Annotated in this window: 15 protein-coding genes; 13 read left to right on the plus strand and 2 right to left on the minus strand. The window is 62.6% G+C overall.

Going from position 1 to position 17,008, the window contains the following annotated elements; genetic code table 11:
• The first annotated feature begins 29 nt into the window (after positions 1-29).
• The 3 genes from NKH95_RS23010 (at position 30) to trmB (ending at position 2,608) form a co-directional block, all read left to right on the plus strand.
• Positions 30-449, plus strand: a complete 420-nt coding sequence (locus NKH95_RS23010) for a helix-turn-helix domain-containing protein (RefSeq protein WP_023811410.1) — start codon at positions 30-32, stop codon at positions 447-449.
• A 168-nt stretch (positions 450-617) separates the two neighbouring features.
• Positions 618-1,883, plus strand: coding sequence for a methionine adenosyltransferase (gene metK, locus NKH95_RS23015; protein ID WP_023811409.1), 1,266 nt, complete (start codon positions 618-620; stop codon positions 1,881-1,883).
• Positions 1,884-1,906: 23 nt separating this feature from the next.
• Positions 1,907-2,608, plus strand: coding sequence for a tRNA (guanine(46)-N(7))-methyltransferase TrmB (trmB, locus tag NKH95_RS23020; protein ID WP_352893316.1), 702 nt, complete (start codon positions 1,907-1,909; stop codon positions 2,606-2,608).
• Positions 2,609-2,618: 10 nt separating this feature from the next.
• Here trmB and NKH95_RS23025 read toward each other — a convergent pair whose 3' ends face one another.
• Positions 2,619-2,786: a hypothetical protein gene (locus NKH95_RS23025; protein ID WP_013527898.1), complete on the minus strand. Its 168-nt coding sequence runs from the start codon at positions 2,784-2,786 to the stop codon at positions 2,619-2,621.
• A gap of 297 nt (positions 2,787-3,083) precedes the next feature.
• On the opposite strand from NKH95_RS23025, the gene rimP reads away from it, so the two are divergent.
• The 10 genes from rimP to NKH95_RS23075 all read left to right on the plus strand — a co-directional run bounded on the left by rimP (position 3,084) and on the right by NKH95_RS23075 (position 15,343).
• Positions 3,084-3,728 (plus strand): ribosome maturation factor RimP, encoded by a 645-nt coding sequence (gene rimP / locus NKH95_RS23030; RefSeq protein WP_013527897.1) that lies wholly within the window; start codon positions 3,084-3,086, stop codon positions 3,726-3,728.
• Between the two features lie 49 nt (positions 3,729-3,777).
• Entirely contained in the window at positions 3,778-5,373 is a 1,596-nt protein-coding gene (gene nusA / locus NKH95_RS23035; RefSeq protein WP_013527896.1) for a transcription termination factor NusA, read from the plus strand.
• A 38-nt stretch (positions 5,374-5,411) separates the two neighbouring features.
• Complete coding sequence (locus NKH95_RS23040; protein ID WP_023811407.1) at positions 5,412-6,062, plus strand: RNA-binding protein; 651 nt, start codon at positions 5,412-5,414, stop codon at positions 6,060-6,062.
• Entirely contained in the window at positions 6,059-8,635 is a 2,577-nt protein-coding gene (gene infB / locus NKH95_RS23045; protein WP_352439656.1) for a translation initiation factor IF-2, read from the plus strand. Before NKH95_RS23040 ends, infB begins: the two co-directional genes overlap by 4 nt.
• Before the next feature lie 126 nt (positions 8,636-8,761).
• Entirely contained in the window at positions 8,762-9,202 is a 441-nt protein-coding gene (gene rbfA / locus NKH95_RS23050) for a 30S ribosome-binding factor RbfA (protein ID WP_352439655.1), read from the plus strand.
• The gene (gene truB, locus NKH95_RS23055) at positions 9,202-10,209 is read left to right on the plus strand and encodes a tRNA pseudouridine(55) synthase TruB (protein ID WP_352439654.1); all 1,008 of its coding nucleotides are present in this window, start codon (positions 9,202-9,204) and stop codon (positions 10,207-10,209) included. Before rbfA ends, truB begins: the two co-directional genes overlap by 1 nt.
• A gap of 44 nt (positions 10,210-10,253) precedes the next feature.
• Positions 10,254-11,348: a magnesium/cobalt transporter CorA gene (gene corA, locus NKH95_RS23060; protein ID WP_023811403.1), complete on the plus strand. Its 1,095-nt coding sequence runs from the start codon at positions 10,254-10,256 to the stop codon at positions 11,346-11,348.
• Between the two features lie 140 nt (positions 11,349-11,488).
• Entirely contained in the window at positions 11,489-11,800 is a 312-nt protein-coding gene (rpsO, locus tag NKH95_RS23065; RefSeq protein WP_269470859.1) for a 30S ribosomal protein S15, read from the plus strand.
• Positions 11,801-12,076: 276 nt separating this feature from the next.
• Positions 12,077-14,224 carry a polyribonucleotide nucleotidyltransferase gene (gene pnp / locus NKH95_RS23070; RefSeq protein WP_023811402.1) on the plus strand — a complete coding sequence of 716 codons (2,148 nt, stop codon included), beginning with the start codon at positions 12,077-12,079 and terminating at the stop codon, positions 14,222-14,224.
• A gap of 105 nt (positions 14,225-14,329) precedes the next feature.
• Complete coding sequence (locus NKH95_RS23075; protein ID WP_352864056.1) at positions 14,330-15,343, plus strand: class I SAM-dependent methyltransferase; 1,014 nt, start codon at positions 14,330-14,332, stop codon at positions 15,341-15,343.
• 74 nt (positions 15,344-15,417) lie between these two features.
• On the opposite strand, the gene NKH95_RS23080 is transcribed toward NKH95_RS23075, so the two are convergent.
• Positions 15,418-16,962, minus strand: coding sequence for a putative bifunctional diguanylate cyclase/phosphodiesterase (locus NKH95_RS23080; RefSeq protein ID WP_023811400.1), 1,545 nt, complete (start codon positions 16,960-16,962; stop codon positions 15,418-15,420).
• Positions 16,963-17,008: the final 46 nt, after the last annotated feature.

Here is a 17,008-nt window from a genome sequence, read left to right on the forward strand (position 1 = left end):
GAAAGCCGAAAAAATTCGGCGAGGAAAAAATGACAGAAGACAACAAGAAGAAACCGAATCCGATCGACATCCATGTTGGCAGTCGCATCCGGCTTCGCCGCAACATGCTGGGAATGAGCCAGGAAAAGCTGGGAGAAAACCTCGGCATCACATTTCAACAGATTCAGAAATATGAAAAAGGCACCAACCGCGTCGGCGCCAGCCGATTGCAGGCGATAGCGTCCATACTCGGCGTGCCTGTCGCCTTCTTTTTCGAGGATGCGCCCGGCCAGGAGCCCGTGGCGGGCCGCGGATTTGCCGAGGACGCGTCGATGGCTTTCGCCGTCGAATTCTGCGGCAGTCCCGAAGGACTCCAGCTCAACCGGGCCTTTGTCAAGATCGCGGACGCCAAGGTGCGCCGCAGGATCATAGACCTGGTCAAGTCCCTCTCCACCGACGATCCCGACTGATCGGCAATCACGCCAGGACTGGCGGCGTCTTGCCGCCGGTGGCACAAGATAACTGCATCGACATCATGCCAGAACCGAAGCACCGCTTGACGAGCGGCGCTTCGCCCCGCTAACACGTGGCGCGCCAAAATCGGCAGCCTGCCGATCGTTTTTCAAGAGGGGACACCCGTGACGCGGCAGAACTACTTCTTTACCTCGGAATCCGTTGCCGAGGGCCATCCCGACAAAGTCTGTGACCGGATTTCCGACGAGATCGTCGATCTGGTGTATCGCGAAGCCAAGAAGACCGGCATGGACCCGTGGAAAGTCCGTGTCGCCTGCGAGACGCTGGCCACCACCAACCGTGTCGTGATCGCCGGCGAAGTGCGTGTTCCCGACACGTTGCTCAAGCGGGACAAGGCCGGCAATATTCTCAAGGATGCCGCCGGGCATTCGGTCGTCAATCCGGCCAAGTTCAAATCGGTCGCCCGCAAGGCGATCCGCGAAATCGGCTACGAGCAGGCCGGCTTTCATTGGAAAACGGCGAAGATCGAGGTTCTGCTGCACGGCCAGTCGCCTGACATCGGCCAGGGCGTCGACAATGCCTCCGACCGTCAGGGCGAAGAGGGTGCCGGCGACCAGGGCATCATGTTCGGTTACGCCTGTCGCGAGACGCCGGATCTGATGCCGGCGCCGATCTACTACAGCCACAAGATCCTCGAACTGCTGGCTGCCGCCCGTCACGAAGGCAGCGGTGAAGCCGGCAAGCTCGGGCCGGATGCCAAGAGCCAAGTCACCGTTCGCTATGTCGACGGCAAGGCCGCCGAGGCGACGCAGATCGTGCTGTCCACACAGCATCTCGATGCGAGCTGGGATTCGAAGAAGGTCCGCAAGGTCGTCGAACCCTATATCCGAGAGGCGCTGGGCGACCTCAAGATCGCCGACGATTGCATGTGGTACATCAATCCGACCGGCAAGTTCGTCATTGGCGGGCCGGACGGCGATGCCGGACTGACCGGCCGCAAGATCATCGTCGACACCTATGGTGGTGCCGCACCCCATGGCGGCGGCGCCTTCTCCGGCAAGGACACCACCAAGGTGGATCGTTCGGCGGCCTATGCGGCGCGCTACCTGGCCAAGAACGTCGTGGCGGCGAAACTCGCCGACCGCTGCACCATCCAGCTTTCCTACGCCATCGGCGTTGCTCAGCCGCTGTCGGTCTATGTCGACTTGCACGGTACCGGCAAGGTCGACGAGGCAAAGCTCGAGGACGCGTTGCGCACGGTGATGGATCTGTCGCCGTCGGGCATCCGCCGTCACCTCGATCTCAACAAACCGATCTACGCCAAGACGTCGTCCTACGGCCATTTCGGCCGCAAGGCCGGCCGTGATGGGTCTTTCTCCTGGGAAAAGACCGATCTCGCCAAGGCACTCAAGGACGCGGTCGCCGCCTGACAGCGGCACCGCAAAGTCCCGCCATGGATCCGAAGGACAGACCAAGCCGCGCGACCGAAGCCTTTTTCAATCGCCGGCGCGGCAAGACCATGCGCCCGCAGCAGGCGGCCGCGCTGGAAAGCGGCTTCGGCACATATCGGCTCGATCTGGCGGCCGAGCCGCCGGCTGATCTCAGCGCTTTGTTTGAGACGGATGTCCGCGCGGTTCGCCTCGAGATTGGCTTCGGCGGTGGCGAGCATCTCCTGCATCGTGCGACCGAGGCCCCAGCGATCGGCTTTATCGGCGTCGAGCCCTTCGTCAACGGCATGGCCAAGATGATGATGGCGGTGCGCGAGAAACCGCTCGGCAATTTGCGGGTTTATGACGACGACGCCACAAGGCTGCTCGACTGGCTGCCGCAAGCCTCGCTCGACGGCATCGATCTGCTCTATCCCGATCCCTGGCCGAAGAAGAAACACTGGAAGCGGCGCTTCGTCAGCCCGGTCAATCTCGAGCGGTTCGCGCGTGTGCTGAAGCCTGGTTCAAAATTCCGCTTTGCGTCCGACATCGACACCTATGTCAACTGGACCCTGCTGCATTGCCGCGCGCATGGCGCGTTCGCATGGCAGGCTTGCGAGGCGGCGGACTGGCACCGGCCCTATGAAGGCTGGCCGGGCACCCGTTACGAGGTCAAGGCCATTCGTGAGGGCCGGCGGCCGGCCTATCTTACCTTCATTCGGAAATAAGCTTGCAGTCTTAGAAGCGGCGGCCGATGCGATCGAAGGCGGCAGGCTCGACGCCGAGGTTGCGCAGGTCGTCGGCGCGCGGCCTGCGACCGGCTTCCACGGCCCGTGAAGCGGCCACGGCGCTGCCGAATACGGTGAAGAAGTCGCCTATTGCAGAAAATATCTTGCGATTGCTCATGATCATGTCCTTTCGCGCACGTGTGACCCACGGCCACATTTGTGCAGCGCAACATAGGTAGGTGCGTTTCGGCGCCAATCCCATGGGGGTCGCCGCATAGGCGCCATGCACCCCATGCAACGCTGGCGCGGGCCGCCTCGATGGCGGCGTTGCCCGACCAGCATAGCGGGCTTGAAACACAGGCCATGATCGTTTATATCAGCCTCAAATTCTTGGTCGGTATGACGAAGAGTGGGTCCACCCGGTCCCGCTCTTTTTTATTACCTGCCGATAACCTAGTAGAACGACAGGGCTTCAATGACTGCAACGGCAAGCGAGGGCGACGATCGCATCATTCGCGAAAGCGGCATCGATGCGCGCATCGCGCTGATCGTCCAGCCGGTCCTGCGTGGCATCGGCTTCCGCCTCGTGCGGGTGCATCTGTCGGGCCAGAACGGGCTGACGCTGCAGATCATGGCCGAACGCGAGGACGGCACCATGACCGTCGAGGATTGCGAAGAGGTCAGCCGCGCGGTGTCGCCGGCGCTCGACGTCGACGATCCGATCGAAAAGGCCTATCATCTTGAAGTCTCGTCGCCCGGCATCGACCGGCCGCTGGTCCGCAAATCGGATTTCACGACCTGGACGGGTCATCTGGTGAAGATGGAAACATCGATCGTCGTTGCCGACCGCAAGCGCTTCAAGGGCAAGATCGCCGAAGCCGGCGAAGACGATGTGCTGATCGAGCGCGACAAGGCCGCCTATGGCGAGGAGCCGACGGTGCGCGTCCCCTATGATGCGATTGCCGATGTGCGCTTGATCCTGACAGACGATCTTATCCGCGATGCCCTGTCGAAGGACAACAGGGCGCGCAAGGAAGCCAAGAAACGCCGCGGCGAACCGGACGACGACGAGTCGGGTGCGGAAGCGGACGCCACGGAAGAACACGAACAGGAACTATGATTGAGCTGCCGGGCGCAAAGGTCCGGCAAACAGGCTCGGGAGAAAAACGATGGTTGTAAGCGCCAACAGACTTGAATTGCTGCAGATCGCCGACGCGGTCGCGCGTGAAAAGTCGATCGACAAGTCGATCGTCATCGCCGCCATGGCCGATGCGATCCAGAAGGCGGCGCGCTCGCGTTACGGTCAGGAGACCAACATCCGCGCCGACATCAACCCGAACACCGGTGAGATGAAGCTGCAGCGGCTGATGGAAGTCGTCGAGAAGGTCGATGACTACGCCACGCAGATCGCCATTTCCTCGGCGCGCGAGCGCAATCCCGACGCTCAGCTCGGCGACTTCATCGCTGAACAGCTGCCGCCCATGGATTTCGGCCGCATCGCCGCCCAGTCGGCCAAGCAGGTCATCGTGCAGAAGGTCCGCGAGGCCGAACGCGACCGCCAGTATGACGAGTACAAGGACCGCATCGGCGAGATCGTCAACGGTACCGTCAAGCGCGTCGAATACGGCAACGTCATCGTCGATCTCGGCCGCGGCGAAGCGATCATCCGCCGCGATGAGCTGATCCCGCGCGAGAACTACAAATATGGCGACCGCGTCCGCGCCTATGTCTACGATGTGCGCCGCGAGCAGCGCGGCCCGCAGATCTTCCTGTCGCGTACTCATCCGCAGTTCATGGCCAAGCTGTTCACCATGGAAGTGCCGGAAATCTATGACGGCATCATCGAGATCAAGTCGGTCGCCCGCGACCCGGGTTCGCGCGCCAAGATCGCCGTCATCTCGCGCGACAGCTCGATCGATCCGGTCGGCGCCTGCGTCGGCATGCGCGGCAGCCGCGTCCAGGCCGTCGTCGGCGAATTGCAGGGCGAGAAGATCGACATCATTCCGTGGTCGCCTTCGGCGGCGTCCTTCATCGTCAACGCGCTGCAGCCGGCGGAAGTCGCCAAGGTCGTGCTCGACGAGGATGCCGAACGCATCGAAGTCGTGGTTCCCGACGACCAGCTGTCGCTGGCCATCGGCCGCCGCGGCCAGAACGTGCGCCTGGCTTCGCAGCTGACCGGTTGGGATATCGACATCCTGACCGAGGCCGAAGAATCCGAGCGCCGCCAGAAGGAATTCGTCGAGCGTTCGTCGCTGTTCATGGAAGCCCTCGACGTCGACGAGATGGTCGGCCAGGTGCTGGCCTCCGAAGGCTTCACCAGTGTCGAGGAAGTCGCTTATGTCGATTCCGGCGAGATCGCCTCTATCGACGGTTTCGACGAGGACACCGCTTCGGAAATCCAGACCCGCGCTCGCGAATATCTGGAGAAGATCGAGGCCGAGCACGACGACAAGCGCAAGGCGCTCGGCGTTTCGGACGAATTGCGCGAAATCCCCGGCGTCACCACCGCCATGATGGTGACGCTTGGCGAGGACGGCGTGAAGACGATCGAGGATTTCGCCGGCTATGCCGCCGACGACCTGACCGGCTGGAAGGAACGCAAGGACGGCGAGACAAAAGTCTATCCGGGCGTGCTCGCCAATCATGGCGTGACCCGCGCAGACGCCGAACAAATGGTTCTGGCCGCCCGCCTCAAGGCCGGCTGGATCACCGAAGACGAGCTTGCAGCCGAAGAAGTCTCGGCTGACGAAGCCGTTGGTGCGTGAGGTGAAACCGCATCGCACCGAACCCGCCCTTGGACGAGATGAACGATCGCACCTGCATCGTTACGCGCAAACAAGCCGAACCGGATGATCTGATCCGGTTTGTCGTCGGCCCGGATTCGGCCGTCGTTCCCGACATCAAGAGAAATCTGCCCGGCCGCGGTTGCTGGGTGAGCGCCGACCGCCTACATATCGACAAGGCTGCGGCGAAGAACCTCTTTGCCCGCGCCTTCAAGGCACAGGTGGTCGTGCCGCCCGATCTTGGCGGCATGATCGACGGGCTACTTTCCAGGCACGCTCTGGGCATGCTTGGTCTTGCCCGCAAGGCAGGCGCAATTTCGCTTGGTGCTACCAAGGTCGAAAGTGCTGTCCGCGGTGGATTGGCGCTTTTCGTGCTCCACGCGACCGAGGCGTCCGACGACGGCGTGCGCAAGATCAGCCAGGCGCGACGGGCGACAGTCCATCTCGGCGGGCCCGCCATCCTTGCCTACAAACTTTTCTCCGAGGCCGAGTTGAGCTTGGCATTGGGGGGTACAAATGTGATACATGCTGCCGTTCTCGCGGGAGACGCGGGCAGGGCGGTCCAGAAGCGCATGGTTGCGCTCGACCGGTATCGGGGCGGTTCCCCGGACGATCTGGCAATGCTTGCGGCTGTTGCTGACGAAGATGATGCCGCAGAGGATATGGAATGAGCGATACGAAATCGGGTGACGACAATACGCTGAGTGTGACGCCGAAGAAGACCTTGACGCTGAAGCGGCCCGGTATGGAACAGGGCACTGTGCGCCAGAACTTCTCGCACGGCCGCACCAAGCAGGTCGTCGTCGAAACCAAGAAGCGCAAATTCTCGATGCCCGGCGACAAGCCGGAGCCCGTTGCCGCCCCCGTCTTCACACCGAAGCCGGCGGTCGTGGCCGCGCCCGTCGTCGTGCCGGAAGCACCGAAGGCGCCGCCACCCCCGCCGCCACCGGCCCCCGTCGAGCGCAGCGGCATGGTGCTGAACGAACTTTCGCGCAGTGAAATGGAAGCACGCCGCAGGGCCCTCGAGGGCTCGAAAGTTCGCGAGGTCGAGGACCGCCAGCGCGCCGCCGAGGATGCCAAGCGTCGCGCCGAGGACGAAGAGCGCCGCAAGCGCGAACGCGATGAATCCGCACGCCGCCAGGCCGAGGAAGAGGCGCGGTTGCAGACCGAAGCCGAATCCCGCCGTCGGGCTGAGGAAGAGGCCCGTCGACGCGCGCCATTGGCTGCCGAACTGGCAACAGTCGATGATGAGGAAGTGGCCAAGCCGAAGCGTGTTGGTGCCGGCGCACCGGTGCGCCGTCCGGTCACGCCCGAAGTGGCGCGTCCGGCCAAGCCGACCAAGGCCGAGGAAGACCGCCGCCGCGGCAAGCTGACGCTGAATTCAGCATTGTCCGACGAAGACGCGCGAGCCCGGTCGCTGTCGTCGATGCGTCGCCGCCAGGAAAAATTCAAGCGCGCGATGCACAATGAGCCGCGCGAGAAAGTCATGCGCGAAGTGATCCTGCCAGAGACCATTACCATCCAGGAACTGGCGCAACGCATGTCCGAGCGCGCGGTCGACCTGGTCAAGTTCTTCATGAAGCAGGGCCAGATCCTGAAGCCGGGCGACGTCATCGACGCCGACACGGCCGAGCTGGTTGCTACCGAATTCGGCCACACGGTCCGCCGCGTCGCCGAGTCCGACATCGAGGAAGGCCTGTTCAACATCGCCGACAATGCCGAGGATCTGGTTTCGCGTCCGCCGGTCGTGACGATCATGGGTCACGTCGATCACGGCAAGACCTCGCTGCTCGACGCGATCCGCAACGCCAATGTCGTCTCCGGCGAAGCCGGCGGCATCACCCAGCACATCGGCGCCTACCAGGTCGAGAAGAACGGTCACAAGATCACCTTCATCGACACGCCCGGCCACGCCGCCTTCACGGCGATGCGTGCTCGTGGCGCCCAGGCGACCGACATCGCCATCCTGGTGGTTGCGGCCGATGACAGCGTCATGCCCCAGACGATCGAATCGATCAGCCATGCCAAGGCGGCCGGCGTTCCGATCATCGTGGCGATCAACAAGATCGACAAGCATGATGCCGATCCGCAGAAAGTGCGCTCCGAACTGCTGCGCCACGAGGTCTTCGTCGAATCCATGGGCGGTGAAGTTCTGGACGTCGAAGTGTCGGCGACCAAGGGCACCAATCTCGACAAATTGCTCGAGGCGATCCTGCTGCAGGCCGAAATTCTCGACCTGAAGGCCAATCCGGATCGTACCGCCGAGGGTGTCGTCATCGAAGCCCAGCTCGACAAGGGCCGTGGTCCCGTTGCCACCGTGCTGGTGCAGACCGGCACGCTGATGCCGGGCGACATCCTTGTTGCCGGCAACGAATGGGGCCGGGTGCGCGCGCTGGTCAACGACCGTGGCGTGCAGATCAAGGAAGCGCCGCCGGCGATGCCGGTGGAAGTGCTTGGCTTGCAGGGCACCCCGCAGGCCGGCGACCGCTTCGCCGTGGTCAACAACGAGGCCCGTGCCCGCGAGATCACCGAATACCGCCAGCGTCTGGCGCGCGAGAAGGCGGTTGCCAAGCATGCCGGCCAGCGCGGTTCGCTCGAGCAGATGATGTCGCAATTGCAGACAAGCGGGCTGAAGGAATTCCCGCTGGTCATCAAGGGCGACGTGCAGGGCTCGATCGAGGCGATCAACGCCGCGCTCGACAAGCTCGGCACCGACGAGGTGCGTGCGCGCATCGTCCATGCCGGCGCCGGCGCCATCACCGAAAGCGACGTGTCGCTGGCCGAGACTTCGGGTGCCGCGATCATCGGCTTCAACGTTCGCGCCAACGTCCAGGCACGTGCCGCTGCAGCGGCGGCTGGCATCGAGATTCGCTATTACTCGATCATCTACAACCTTGTGGATGACGTGAAGGCGGCTCTGTCGGGCCTGCTGTCGCCGGAGCGTCGCGAGACCTTCATCGGCAACGCGCAGATCCTCGAGATCTTCGACATCACCAAGGTCGGCAAGATCGCCGGCTGCCGTGTCACCGAAGGCAAGGTCGAGCGTGGTGCGGGCGTGCGCCTGATCCGCGACAACGTCGTCATCCACGAAGGCACGCTGAAGACGCTGAAGCGCTTCAAGGACGAAGTTTCGGAAGTCCCCGGCGGCCAGGAATGCGGCATGGCCTTCCAGAACTACGAGGACATGCGAGTCGGCGACGTCATCGAGTGCTTCCGCGTCGAGATGGTGACCCGGACACTCTGAGTTCGAGTGACTTGTCCATACCGGGCGGTGGCCGAGAGGCCGCCGCCCGAGGTCTATTGAGAACGACCCATATGAGACATGCGGCACGGTCCCATCGCGCGCCTCACGCTTTCAGGATAGAGAAAAATGCCCCGTCCAACCACATCCAGCCCATCCCAGCGCATGCTGCGCGTCGCCGAACAGGTGCGCCATGCGCTATCCGAAACCCTGCAGCGCGGCGAGATCATCGATCCGCTGATCGAGAACACCGTGGTGTCGGTCTCGGAAGTGCGCATGTCGCCCGATTTGAAGGTCGCTACCGCTTTCGTCTCGCCGCTCGGCGCCAAGGATACCGATGCGGTGGTCGAGGCGCTGAACAAGCATGCGAAATTCGTCCGTGGCCGTGTCTCCGGCGCGCTGCGGCAGATGAAGTTCATGCCGGAGTTCCGCTTCAAGCTCGACACCTCCTTCGACAATTTTGCCAGGATCAATGACCTGTTGAAGTCACCTGAAGTGGCGCGCGATCTGGGTCCTGAGGACCAGGAAAACGCGGATCAGGGCAAAGACGACAACAAGGACACCGAATAGTGGCGCGCCGCGGCAAGAAGAAGGGCCGGCCGATCTCGGGCTGGCTGATCCTGGACAAGCCGGTCGGCATGGGCTCGACCGAAGCCGTCTCCAAGATCAAATGGCTGTTCCAGGCCGAAAAGGCCGGCCATGCCGGCACGCTCGACCCGCTGGCGTCCGGTATGCTGCCGATCGCGCTTGGCGAGGCCACCAAGACCGTTCCCTACGTGCAGGACGGCGCAAAGATCTATCGCTTCACCGTTGCCTGGGGGCAGGAGCGCTCCACCGATGACCTCGAAGGTCCGGTGACGAAAGAGTCCGACCTGCGCCCGTCGCAAGCCCAAGTGCTCGCCCTGCTGCCGAAATACACTGGCGTCATCATGCAGACGCCGCCGCAATTCTCGGCCATCAAGATCGCGGGCGAGCGTGCCTATGATCTGGCCCGCGACGGCGCGACAGTCGACATACCCGCGCGCGAGATCGAGATCGGCCGTCTGGACGTTGTCGAGCATGGCGCCGACCATACCGTTTTCGAGGTCGAATGCGGCAAGGGCACCTATGTGCGCGCGCTGGCCCGCGACATGGGCCGCGACATCGGCTGTTTCGGCCACATTTCCGAATTGCGCCGGGTCGAGGTCGAGCCGTTCACGGCGGAGGATTTCGTCACCATTGCCGAACTGGAAGCCGCCCGTTTCGGTGTCCAGGACGAAGACAGCACGACGGACGTCACGGACGCAACGGAAGCCGCTGACACGACAGAGGCTGTCGACAAGGTGGAAGTACCAATCGACTTCGACGCCATCGATGCGCTTCTGGTCGATACATCGGCCGCCCTTGACTGCCTGCCGCAGATCGCCATCAGCGACGATGCGGCGACCAAGGTCCGCCTCGGCAATCCAGTCATCATCCGCGGCCGTGATGCACCGGTGGTAGCCGAGGAAGCCTGCGCCACGGCGCGCGGCAAGCTGGTCGCCATCGGTGCCATCGAGCAAGGCATGTTCAAGCCCAAGCGGGTCTTTGCCGGGTGACTCCTGTCGTCTAATGTCGAGGCGAGGACTCGCACGAGGGGCATATGGCAAAGGCTGAGACCGTGAAGACGCGGGCACCAGTGAAAACGCGGCGGCCGCCGGTCGGTGCGTCGCCCGGCACGCTGATCGCCGATCCCTCGGCGCGGCGCAGCGAACTCAGGCTGACGCTGATCTCGCCCGAAAAATTCAAGACTATCGAAAATGCCAGCATCGACGACCTCAACACCCATTGCGACAAGTGGCCGGTTATCTGGCTCGATTGTACCGGCCTCGCCAACATCCCGCTGATCGAGGAGATCGGCCGCATTTTCAGCCTGCATCCGCTGGCGCTGGAGGACGTCGTCAACACCGGCCAGCGGCCGAAGGTCGACTTTTTCGAGGATCATGCCTTCGTCGTCGTCAGGATGATCGACGACGTCGCCTCGCACCGCTATGAGCAGATCGCCGTCTTCTTCGGCAATAATTTCGTCGTCACCTTCCAGGAGCGTGAAGGCGATCCGTTCGATCCCGTGCGCAAGCGCATCGAAAGCTCAGCGCCCAACCGGTTGCGCGCCCGCGGTGCCGATTACCTCGCCTATGCGCTGATCGACGCCATCGTCGACAGCTACTTTCCGCCGATCGAGGCCGCCGGCGATACGGTCGACAGCATCGAGGACCAGATGCTGCATTCGCCGCACAAGCATCAGATGCGGCAGCTGCATGAATTGCGGCGCGACGCCAACGTGCTGAAAGGCGTGCTGTGGCCGATGCGCGATGCGCTGGCGACGCTGATCCGCAACGATGTGCCCTATGTGAAGGCCGAGACCAAGATCTTCCTCAACGACACGCTCGACCATGCGCTACGGTTGATCGAGCTGGTCGAAACCCAGCGCGACATGCTGACCGGCCTGATCGAGATGCACCTGTCGCTGAGCCAGGCGCGCACCAACGACGTCATCAGCTATCTCACCATCGTCTCGGTCATCTTCATGCCGCTCACCTTCCTGGTCGGCATCTGGGGCATGAATTTCGATCCGGAGTCTTCGCCCTGGAACATGCCGGAACTGAAGGCCTATTATGGCTATCCCTTGTCGCTGCTGTTCATGGCGCTTGTCGCGTTCGGGCTGATCGCCTTCTTCAAATGGAAGAAATGGCTTTGACAAGGCTAAAACCTGCCATTTTAGCCTGAAAAGCCGGCTTGTGAATTGGGCTGGTGTTTTCCGGGGAATTGCACTATATGCGCCGCAGCATAGCGCTATGACGTTTTGCTTGCACCGGCCCCTGCTGGACGACATCCCGGCTGAGGGCGACCCGTTTCCTCAAACAGATAAGGAAAAACACGATGTCGATTACTGCCGAGCGCAAACAGGAATTGATGGGTGAATTCGCAACCGCCAAGGGCGATACCGGGTCTCCGGAAGTCCAGGTGGCCATCCTTTCCGAGCGCATCAAGAACCTGACCGACCATTTCAAGGACCACAAGAAGGATAACCATTCCCGCCGTGGTCTGCTTGCTCTCGTCTCCCAGCGCCGCAGCCTGCTTGATTATCTCAAGCGCAAGGACGACGCGCGCTACCAGACGCTGATCGAGAAGCTCGGTCTGCGCCGTTGACGAATTGACCGGCGGGCTTTCGAAGGAGAGCCCGCCGGTCGCGCATTCTGCCAGTCGCATCGACTGGCCAGACCCGGTTTCGATCGTGCAGAGGGCACTCGAAACCGCCCATGGACGGTCATGGGGCAGGATTGCAGGACGCTCGCGCGCGCACCGCGCCGAAATCACCCGAGCTTCCCGTTGTCTTGCCCGTGGCTGCCCGAGAAAGGAAGCCAGGGAAAGGGCATCCGCGCACCGTGAAACGGCGCGGCCCTTTCCTCATATTAAGGACAAGACATGTTCAATCACCACAAAGTGGAAATCGAATGGGGCGGCCGTCCGCTCATCCTCGAAACCGGCAAGATCGCACGCCAGGCTGACGGCGCGGTGCTCGCCACCTACGGCGAGACCAAGGTTCTCGCCACCGTCGTTTCGATGAAGGAGCCGAAGCCCGGCCTCGATTTCTTCCCGCTGACCGTCAACTACCAGGAAAAGACCTACGCCGCCGGCAAGATCCCGGGTGGCTATTTCAAGCGTGAAGGCCGTCCGAGCGAGAAGGAAACGCTGGTTTCCCGCCTCATCGACCGCCCGATCCGCCCGCTCTTCGCCTCCGGCTACAAGAACGACACCCAGATCGTCGTCACCGTCGTCCAGCACGATCTCGAGAACGATCCGGACATCCTGTCGATCGTTGCCACTTCGGCCGCCCTGACGCTCTCCGGCGTTCCCTTCATGGGCCCGATCGGCGGCGCTCGCGTCGGCTATATCAACGGCGAATATGTGCTCAACCCGCATGTCGACGAGATGCAGGAATCGAAGCTCGATCTGATCGTCGCCGGCACCACAGATGCCGTGCTGATGGTCGAGTCCGAAGCCAAGGAACTCGGCGAAGAGCTGATGCTCGGCGCGGTCATGTTCGGCCACAAGGGCTTCCAGCCGGTTATCGACGCCATCATCAAGCTGGCCGAAGTTGCCGCCAAGGAGCCGCGCGACTTCACCGCGCCGGACTATTCCGCGCTTGAAGCCGAGATGCTGAAGATCGTCGGCGACGAACTCAGCAATGCCTACAAGAACGTCGACAAGCAGAAGCGTTACGCCGCCGTCGACGCCGTCAAGGCGAAGGTCAAGGCAGCGTTTGCCCCGGCCGAAGGTGAAGACGCCAAATACACTTCCGAGCAGATCGGCAGCGTGTTCAAGGAACTCCAGGCCAAGGTGGTTCGCTGGAACATCCTCGATACCGGTTCGCGCATCGATGGCCGCGACCTGAGCACGGTTCGCAAGATCGTCTCCGAAGTCGGCGTTCTGCCGCGCACCCACGGTTCGGCGCTGTTCACCCGCGGCGAGACCCAGGCGCTGGTCGTTGCCACGCTCGGCACCGGCGAGGACGAGCAGTATGTCGATTCGCTGACCGGCATGTACAAGGAGAAGTTCCTCCTTCACTACAACTTCCCTCCCTATTCCGTCGGTGAGACCGGCCGCATGGGTTCGCCGGGTCGTCGCGAAATCGGCCATGGCAAGCTCGCCTGGCGCGCCATTCGCCCGATGCTGCCGAGCGCTGACCAGTTCCCCTACACGCTGCGCGTCGTCTCGGAGATCACCGAGTCCAACGGTTCGTCGTCGATGGCCACTGTCTGCGGCACCTCGCTGGCGCTGATGGATGCCGGCGTGCCGCTGGCCAAGCCCGTCGCCGGTATCGCCATGGGCCTGATCAAGGAAGGCGAGCGTTTCGCCGTTCTCTCCGACATCCTCGGTGACGAAGATCACCTCGGCGATATGGACTTCAAGGTCGCCGGCACCGCCAGCGGCATCACCTCGCTGCAGATGGATATCAAGATCGAAGGCATCACCGAGGAGATCATGAAGATCGCGCTGGACCAGGCCAAGGATGGCCGCCAGCACATCCTCGGCGAGATGGCGCATGCTCTGACCGGCGCGCGTTCGGAACTGGGTGAGTTCGCACCGCGCATCGAAGTGATGCACATCCCGACCGACAAGATCCGTGACGTGATCGGCTCGGGCGGCAAGGTCATCCGCGAGATCGTCGAAAAGACCGGCGCCAAGATCAACATCGAGGACGACGGCACGGTCAAGATCGCTTCGTCCAACGCCAAGGAGATCGAGGCGGCGAAGAAGTGGATCCACACCATCGTCGCCGAGCCGGAAGTCGGCGAGATTTACGAAGGTACGGTCGTCAAGACCGCGGACTTCGGCGCTTTCGTCAACTTCTTCGGTCCGCGTGATGGCCTCGTCCACATCTCGCAGCTTGCCAACGACCGGGTCGCCAAGACCTCGGACGTGGTCAAGGAAGGCGATAAGGTCTGGGTCAAGCTGATGGGCTTCGACGAGCGCGGCAAGGTCCGCCTGTCGATGAAGGTCGTCGACCAGGCCACCGGCAAGGAACTCGCCCGCGACAAGAAGACCGAAGGCGAAGAAAACGCCGCCTGATTGGTCTGAGACCATGAATCGAAACGGGCGCGGCTTATGTCGCGCCCGTTTTCATTTTAGCTCCGTTTTCACTTTCAGATCGTCTAGACAGGTCGAGATCGAACAATGTCCGCCGAGCCGTTGAAGACGCTTTTCCATCCCTTTGAGGCCGAGGCTGTTGCTTTGCCGGTAAAGGGCGAGCGCGTGCTGTTTCTCGGCGCTGAGCCAGGATTTCGCCTGCCTGAAGGCTTCGAGGCGACGCTTCACCTCGTGCAAGGCTTCCGGCCGGATTTTCGTGCGTTGCAGGCCTCCGGCGTCACCGCGCAACCGGAAGGCGGCGGCTTCGATATGGCACTTGTGCTGGCCGGCCGGCATCGCGGCCTGAACGAGGTGCGCATCGCCGATGCGCTTGAGCGCGTGGCGCCTGGCGCCTTGGTCGTCATTGCCGGCGGCAAGGATGACGGCATTGCCAGCCTGCGCAAGCGCGTTGACGAACTTGTCCCCCTTGAGGGCCATCTGCCGAAATATCACGGCATCGCCTTCTGGTTACGCCGTCCCGCGGATCTCGCCGTCGCGGAAGAACTGCGCGCCGCCAATCCCGCTCTGCTGGTTGAAAACCGGTTCCGCACCGCGCCCGGCATGTTTTCCTTCGACCGGATCGATACCGGCTCCAAATTGCTGGTCGAGAACCTGCCCAATGATCTGCGGGGCAGCGTTGCCGATTTCTGCGCCGGCTGGGGGTATCTGGCTGCCGAGATCGCCGCCTGCTCCCCCGGCGTTCAGGCGCTCGACCTCTATGAGGCCGATTTCGCCTCGCTCGAAGCCGCAAAGCTCAATCTGGCAGGAGTCGGCCAGTCGATCGCCAGGAATTTCTTCTGGATCGATCTGTTGAAGGAACCAGTCGAGAAGCGCTACGACGCGATTGCGATGAACCCGCCCTTTCATCGCAGCCGGGCGGCCGAGCCGGAGATCGGCGCCGGCATGATCCGCGCGGCGGCCAAGGCCTTGAAGCCGGGTGGGCGGCTGCTCATGGTCGCCAACCGTCAGCTTCCCTATGAGCCGATCCTGGCGGCTGCCTTTTCGAGCCATGCCGAACTCGCCCGCGACGGCATGTTCAAGGTGCTTTCCGCTCGTCGTTGAAGCATGATCCCGAAAAGTGGATACCGGTTTTCGGAAAAGATGATGCTCAGACAGAAGCAGGCATCGCGTCGCACTCAATGCAGATTGGCGACGCGCCGGACCTCATCGGTGACATGCACGTCGCCGACCCTGATCTTGAGGGGGGCGGGCCTGCCGTAAAGATAGCCTTGCACCACCTCGCAGCCGGCCGCCCTGAGCAGCGTCGCCTGGCTTTCGGTCTCGACGCCTTCGGCAATGATGCTGACGCCGAGCGCGCGCGAAAGCCCGACGATGGTCGAGACGACAGCGCCGGAGCTGGAATCGGTGTCGAGGCGGCTGACGAAGGACCGGTCGATCTTCAGCTTGCCGAATGAGAAATCGATCAGGTAGCTCAAATTGGAATAGCCGGTACCGAAATCGTCGACGGCGACCGAGATGCCCATATCCGCAAGCTCCTTCAGGATGGCGGCGGCGCGGTCGCGGTCCTGCATCATCGCCGTCTCGGTCACTTCCAGCTCCAGCCGCGACGGCTTGATGCCGGTGCTCGTCATAGTGTCGCGCACGATGCCGACGAAGTCCTTGGTCATGAACTGGACGGGCGAGATGTTGACGGCGACGAAGCAATCATCGGGCAGATGCTGTGCGTCGCTGCAGGCTTTGCGCAGCACCCATTCGCCGATCGGGCCGATCATGCCGGTTTCCTCGGCGATCGGAATGAACTCCATCGGCGGGATCATGCCGCGTTCCGGATGCCGCCAGCGGATAAGCGCTTCATACCCGACGATGCGGCCGGTCGGGAGATCGAGCTGCGGCTGGTAATGAAGGTCGAAGTCACCACGCTCGAAGGCTATATGCAGTTCGGATTCGATCCATTGGCGATGGTCGGCGACCCTGCCCATTTCGGCATGGAAGACCGACCAGTTGCCGACGCCGCTGGCGCGCGCGTTCTGCAGCGCCAGATTGGAGCGGCGCAGGATGAGGACCGGATCGACGCCGTCCTTTGGCATCGCCACGATGCCGACCGACAGGCTGACCGATTGCAGGTGCGTACCGAGATCATAGGGCTCCATCATCTCGTCGATGAGCCTCTCGACGGTGCTTTCCAGCGATCCGGACACCTGATTGTCGGGCAGCAGGATCGCGAATTCACCGGCGCCGATGCGTCCGATCAGAGCGCGCGGCGGCACGCACGTCTTTAAGCGCTTGGTGAAGGCGCGGATCAACTCGTCGCCCTGGCTGTAGCCGATGGCGTCATTGATCTGCTTGAAGCGGTCAATGTCGATATCGATGAGGAACATCGGCTCGCCGGTCCGGCTGGTCGCGCATGCCGCCTCGGCAATCTTGCCGACCATCGCCGGGCGTGCCACCAGGCCGGTCAGCTTGTCGAAATGGGTTTCCGTGAAGACGAAATCCGCCGATTCATCGACGCCGGCGAAAAAGGACATCGCGGCGACCGAGGCCGCCAGTGCGCAAAGAGCGGCCATCACCGAGACCATCATATCCGCGGAGATGCCGGCAAAACCATCGCCGAGACCGAGCTTCAAGCCCCAGAGCCCGAGGACGAAACTGCCGAGACCCGAACTCGCTATGGTGAGCAGTCGGAACACCGGTGTTCGCTTCGGGTTGCTGACGGCGAGCATTGAAAGTTCCCCTGAGTACGGGGCTTTCTAGCGGATATCTCCTTAA

It is taken from the genome of Mesorhizobium sp. M0848 (assembly GCF_040319805.1).
Taxonomy (GTDB): Bacteria; Pseudomonadota; Alphaproteobacteria; order Rhizobiales; family Rhizobiaceae; genus Mesorhizobium.

Excerpts from the sequence above, each read along its gene's own strand:
- trmB (WP_352893316.1), top strand. The coding sequence starts at position 1,907 with ATGGATCCGAAGGACAGACCAAGCCGCGCGACCGAAGCCTTTTTCAAT.
- NKH95_RS23075 (WP_352864056.1), top strand. The coding sequence starts at position 14,330 with ATGTCCGCCGAGCCGTTGAAGACGCTTTTCCATCCCTTTGAGGCCGAG.
- pnp (WP_023811402.1), top strand. The coding sequence starts at position 12,077 with ATGTTCAATCACCACAAAGTGGAAATCGAATGGGGCGGCCGTCCGCTC.
- NKH95_RS23025 (WP_013527898.1), bottom strand. The coding sequence starts at position 2,786 with ATGAGCAATCGCAAGATATTTTCTGCAATAGGCGACTTCTTCACCGTA.
- rimP (WP_013527897.1), top strand. The coding sequence starts at position 3,084 with ATGACTGCAACGGCAAGCGAGGGCGACGATCGCATCATTCGCGAAAGC.
- NKH95_RS23010 (WP_023811410.1), top strand. The coding sequence starts at position 30 with ATGACAGAAGACAACAAGAAGAAACCGAATCCGATCGACATCCATGTT.
- NKH95_RS23040 (WP_023811407.1), top strand. The coding sequence starts at position 5,412 with ATGAACGATCGCACCTGCATCGTTACGCGCAAACAAGCCGAACCGGAT.
- nusA (WP_013527896.1), top strand. The coding sequence starts at position 3,778 with ATGGTTGTAAGCGCCAACAGACTTGAATTGCTGCAGATCGCCGACGCG.
- corA (WP_023811403.1), top strand. The coding sequence starts at position 10,254 with ATGGCAAAGGCTGAGACCGTGAAGACGCGGGCACCAGTGAAAACGCGG.
- NKH95_RS23080 (WP_023811400.1), bottom strand. The coding sequence starts at position 16,962 with ATGCTCGCCGTCAGCAACCCGAAGCGAACACCGGTGTTCCGACTGCTC.
- infB (WP_352439656.1), top strand. The coding sequence starts at position 6,059 with ATGAGCGATACGAAATCGGGTGACGACAATACGCTGAGTGTGACGCCG.
- rbfA (WP_352439655.1), top strand. The coding sequence starts at position 8,762 with ATGCCCCGTCCAACCACATCCAGCCCATCCCAGCGCATGCTGCGCGTC.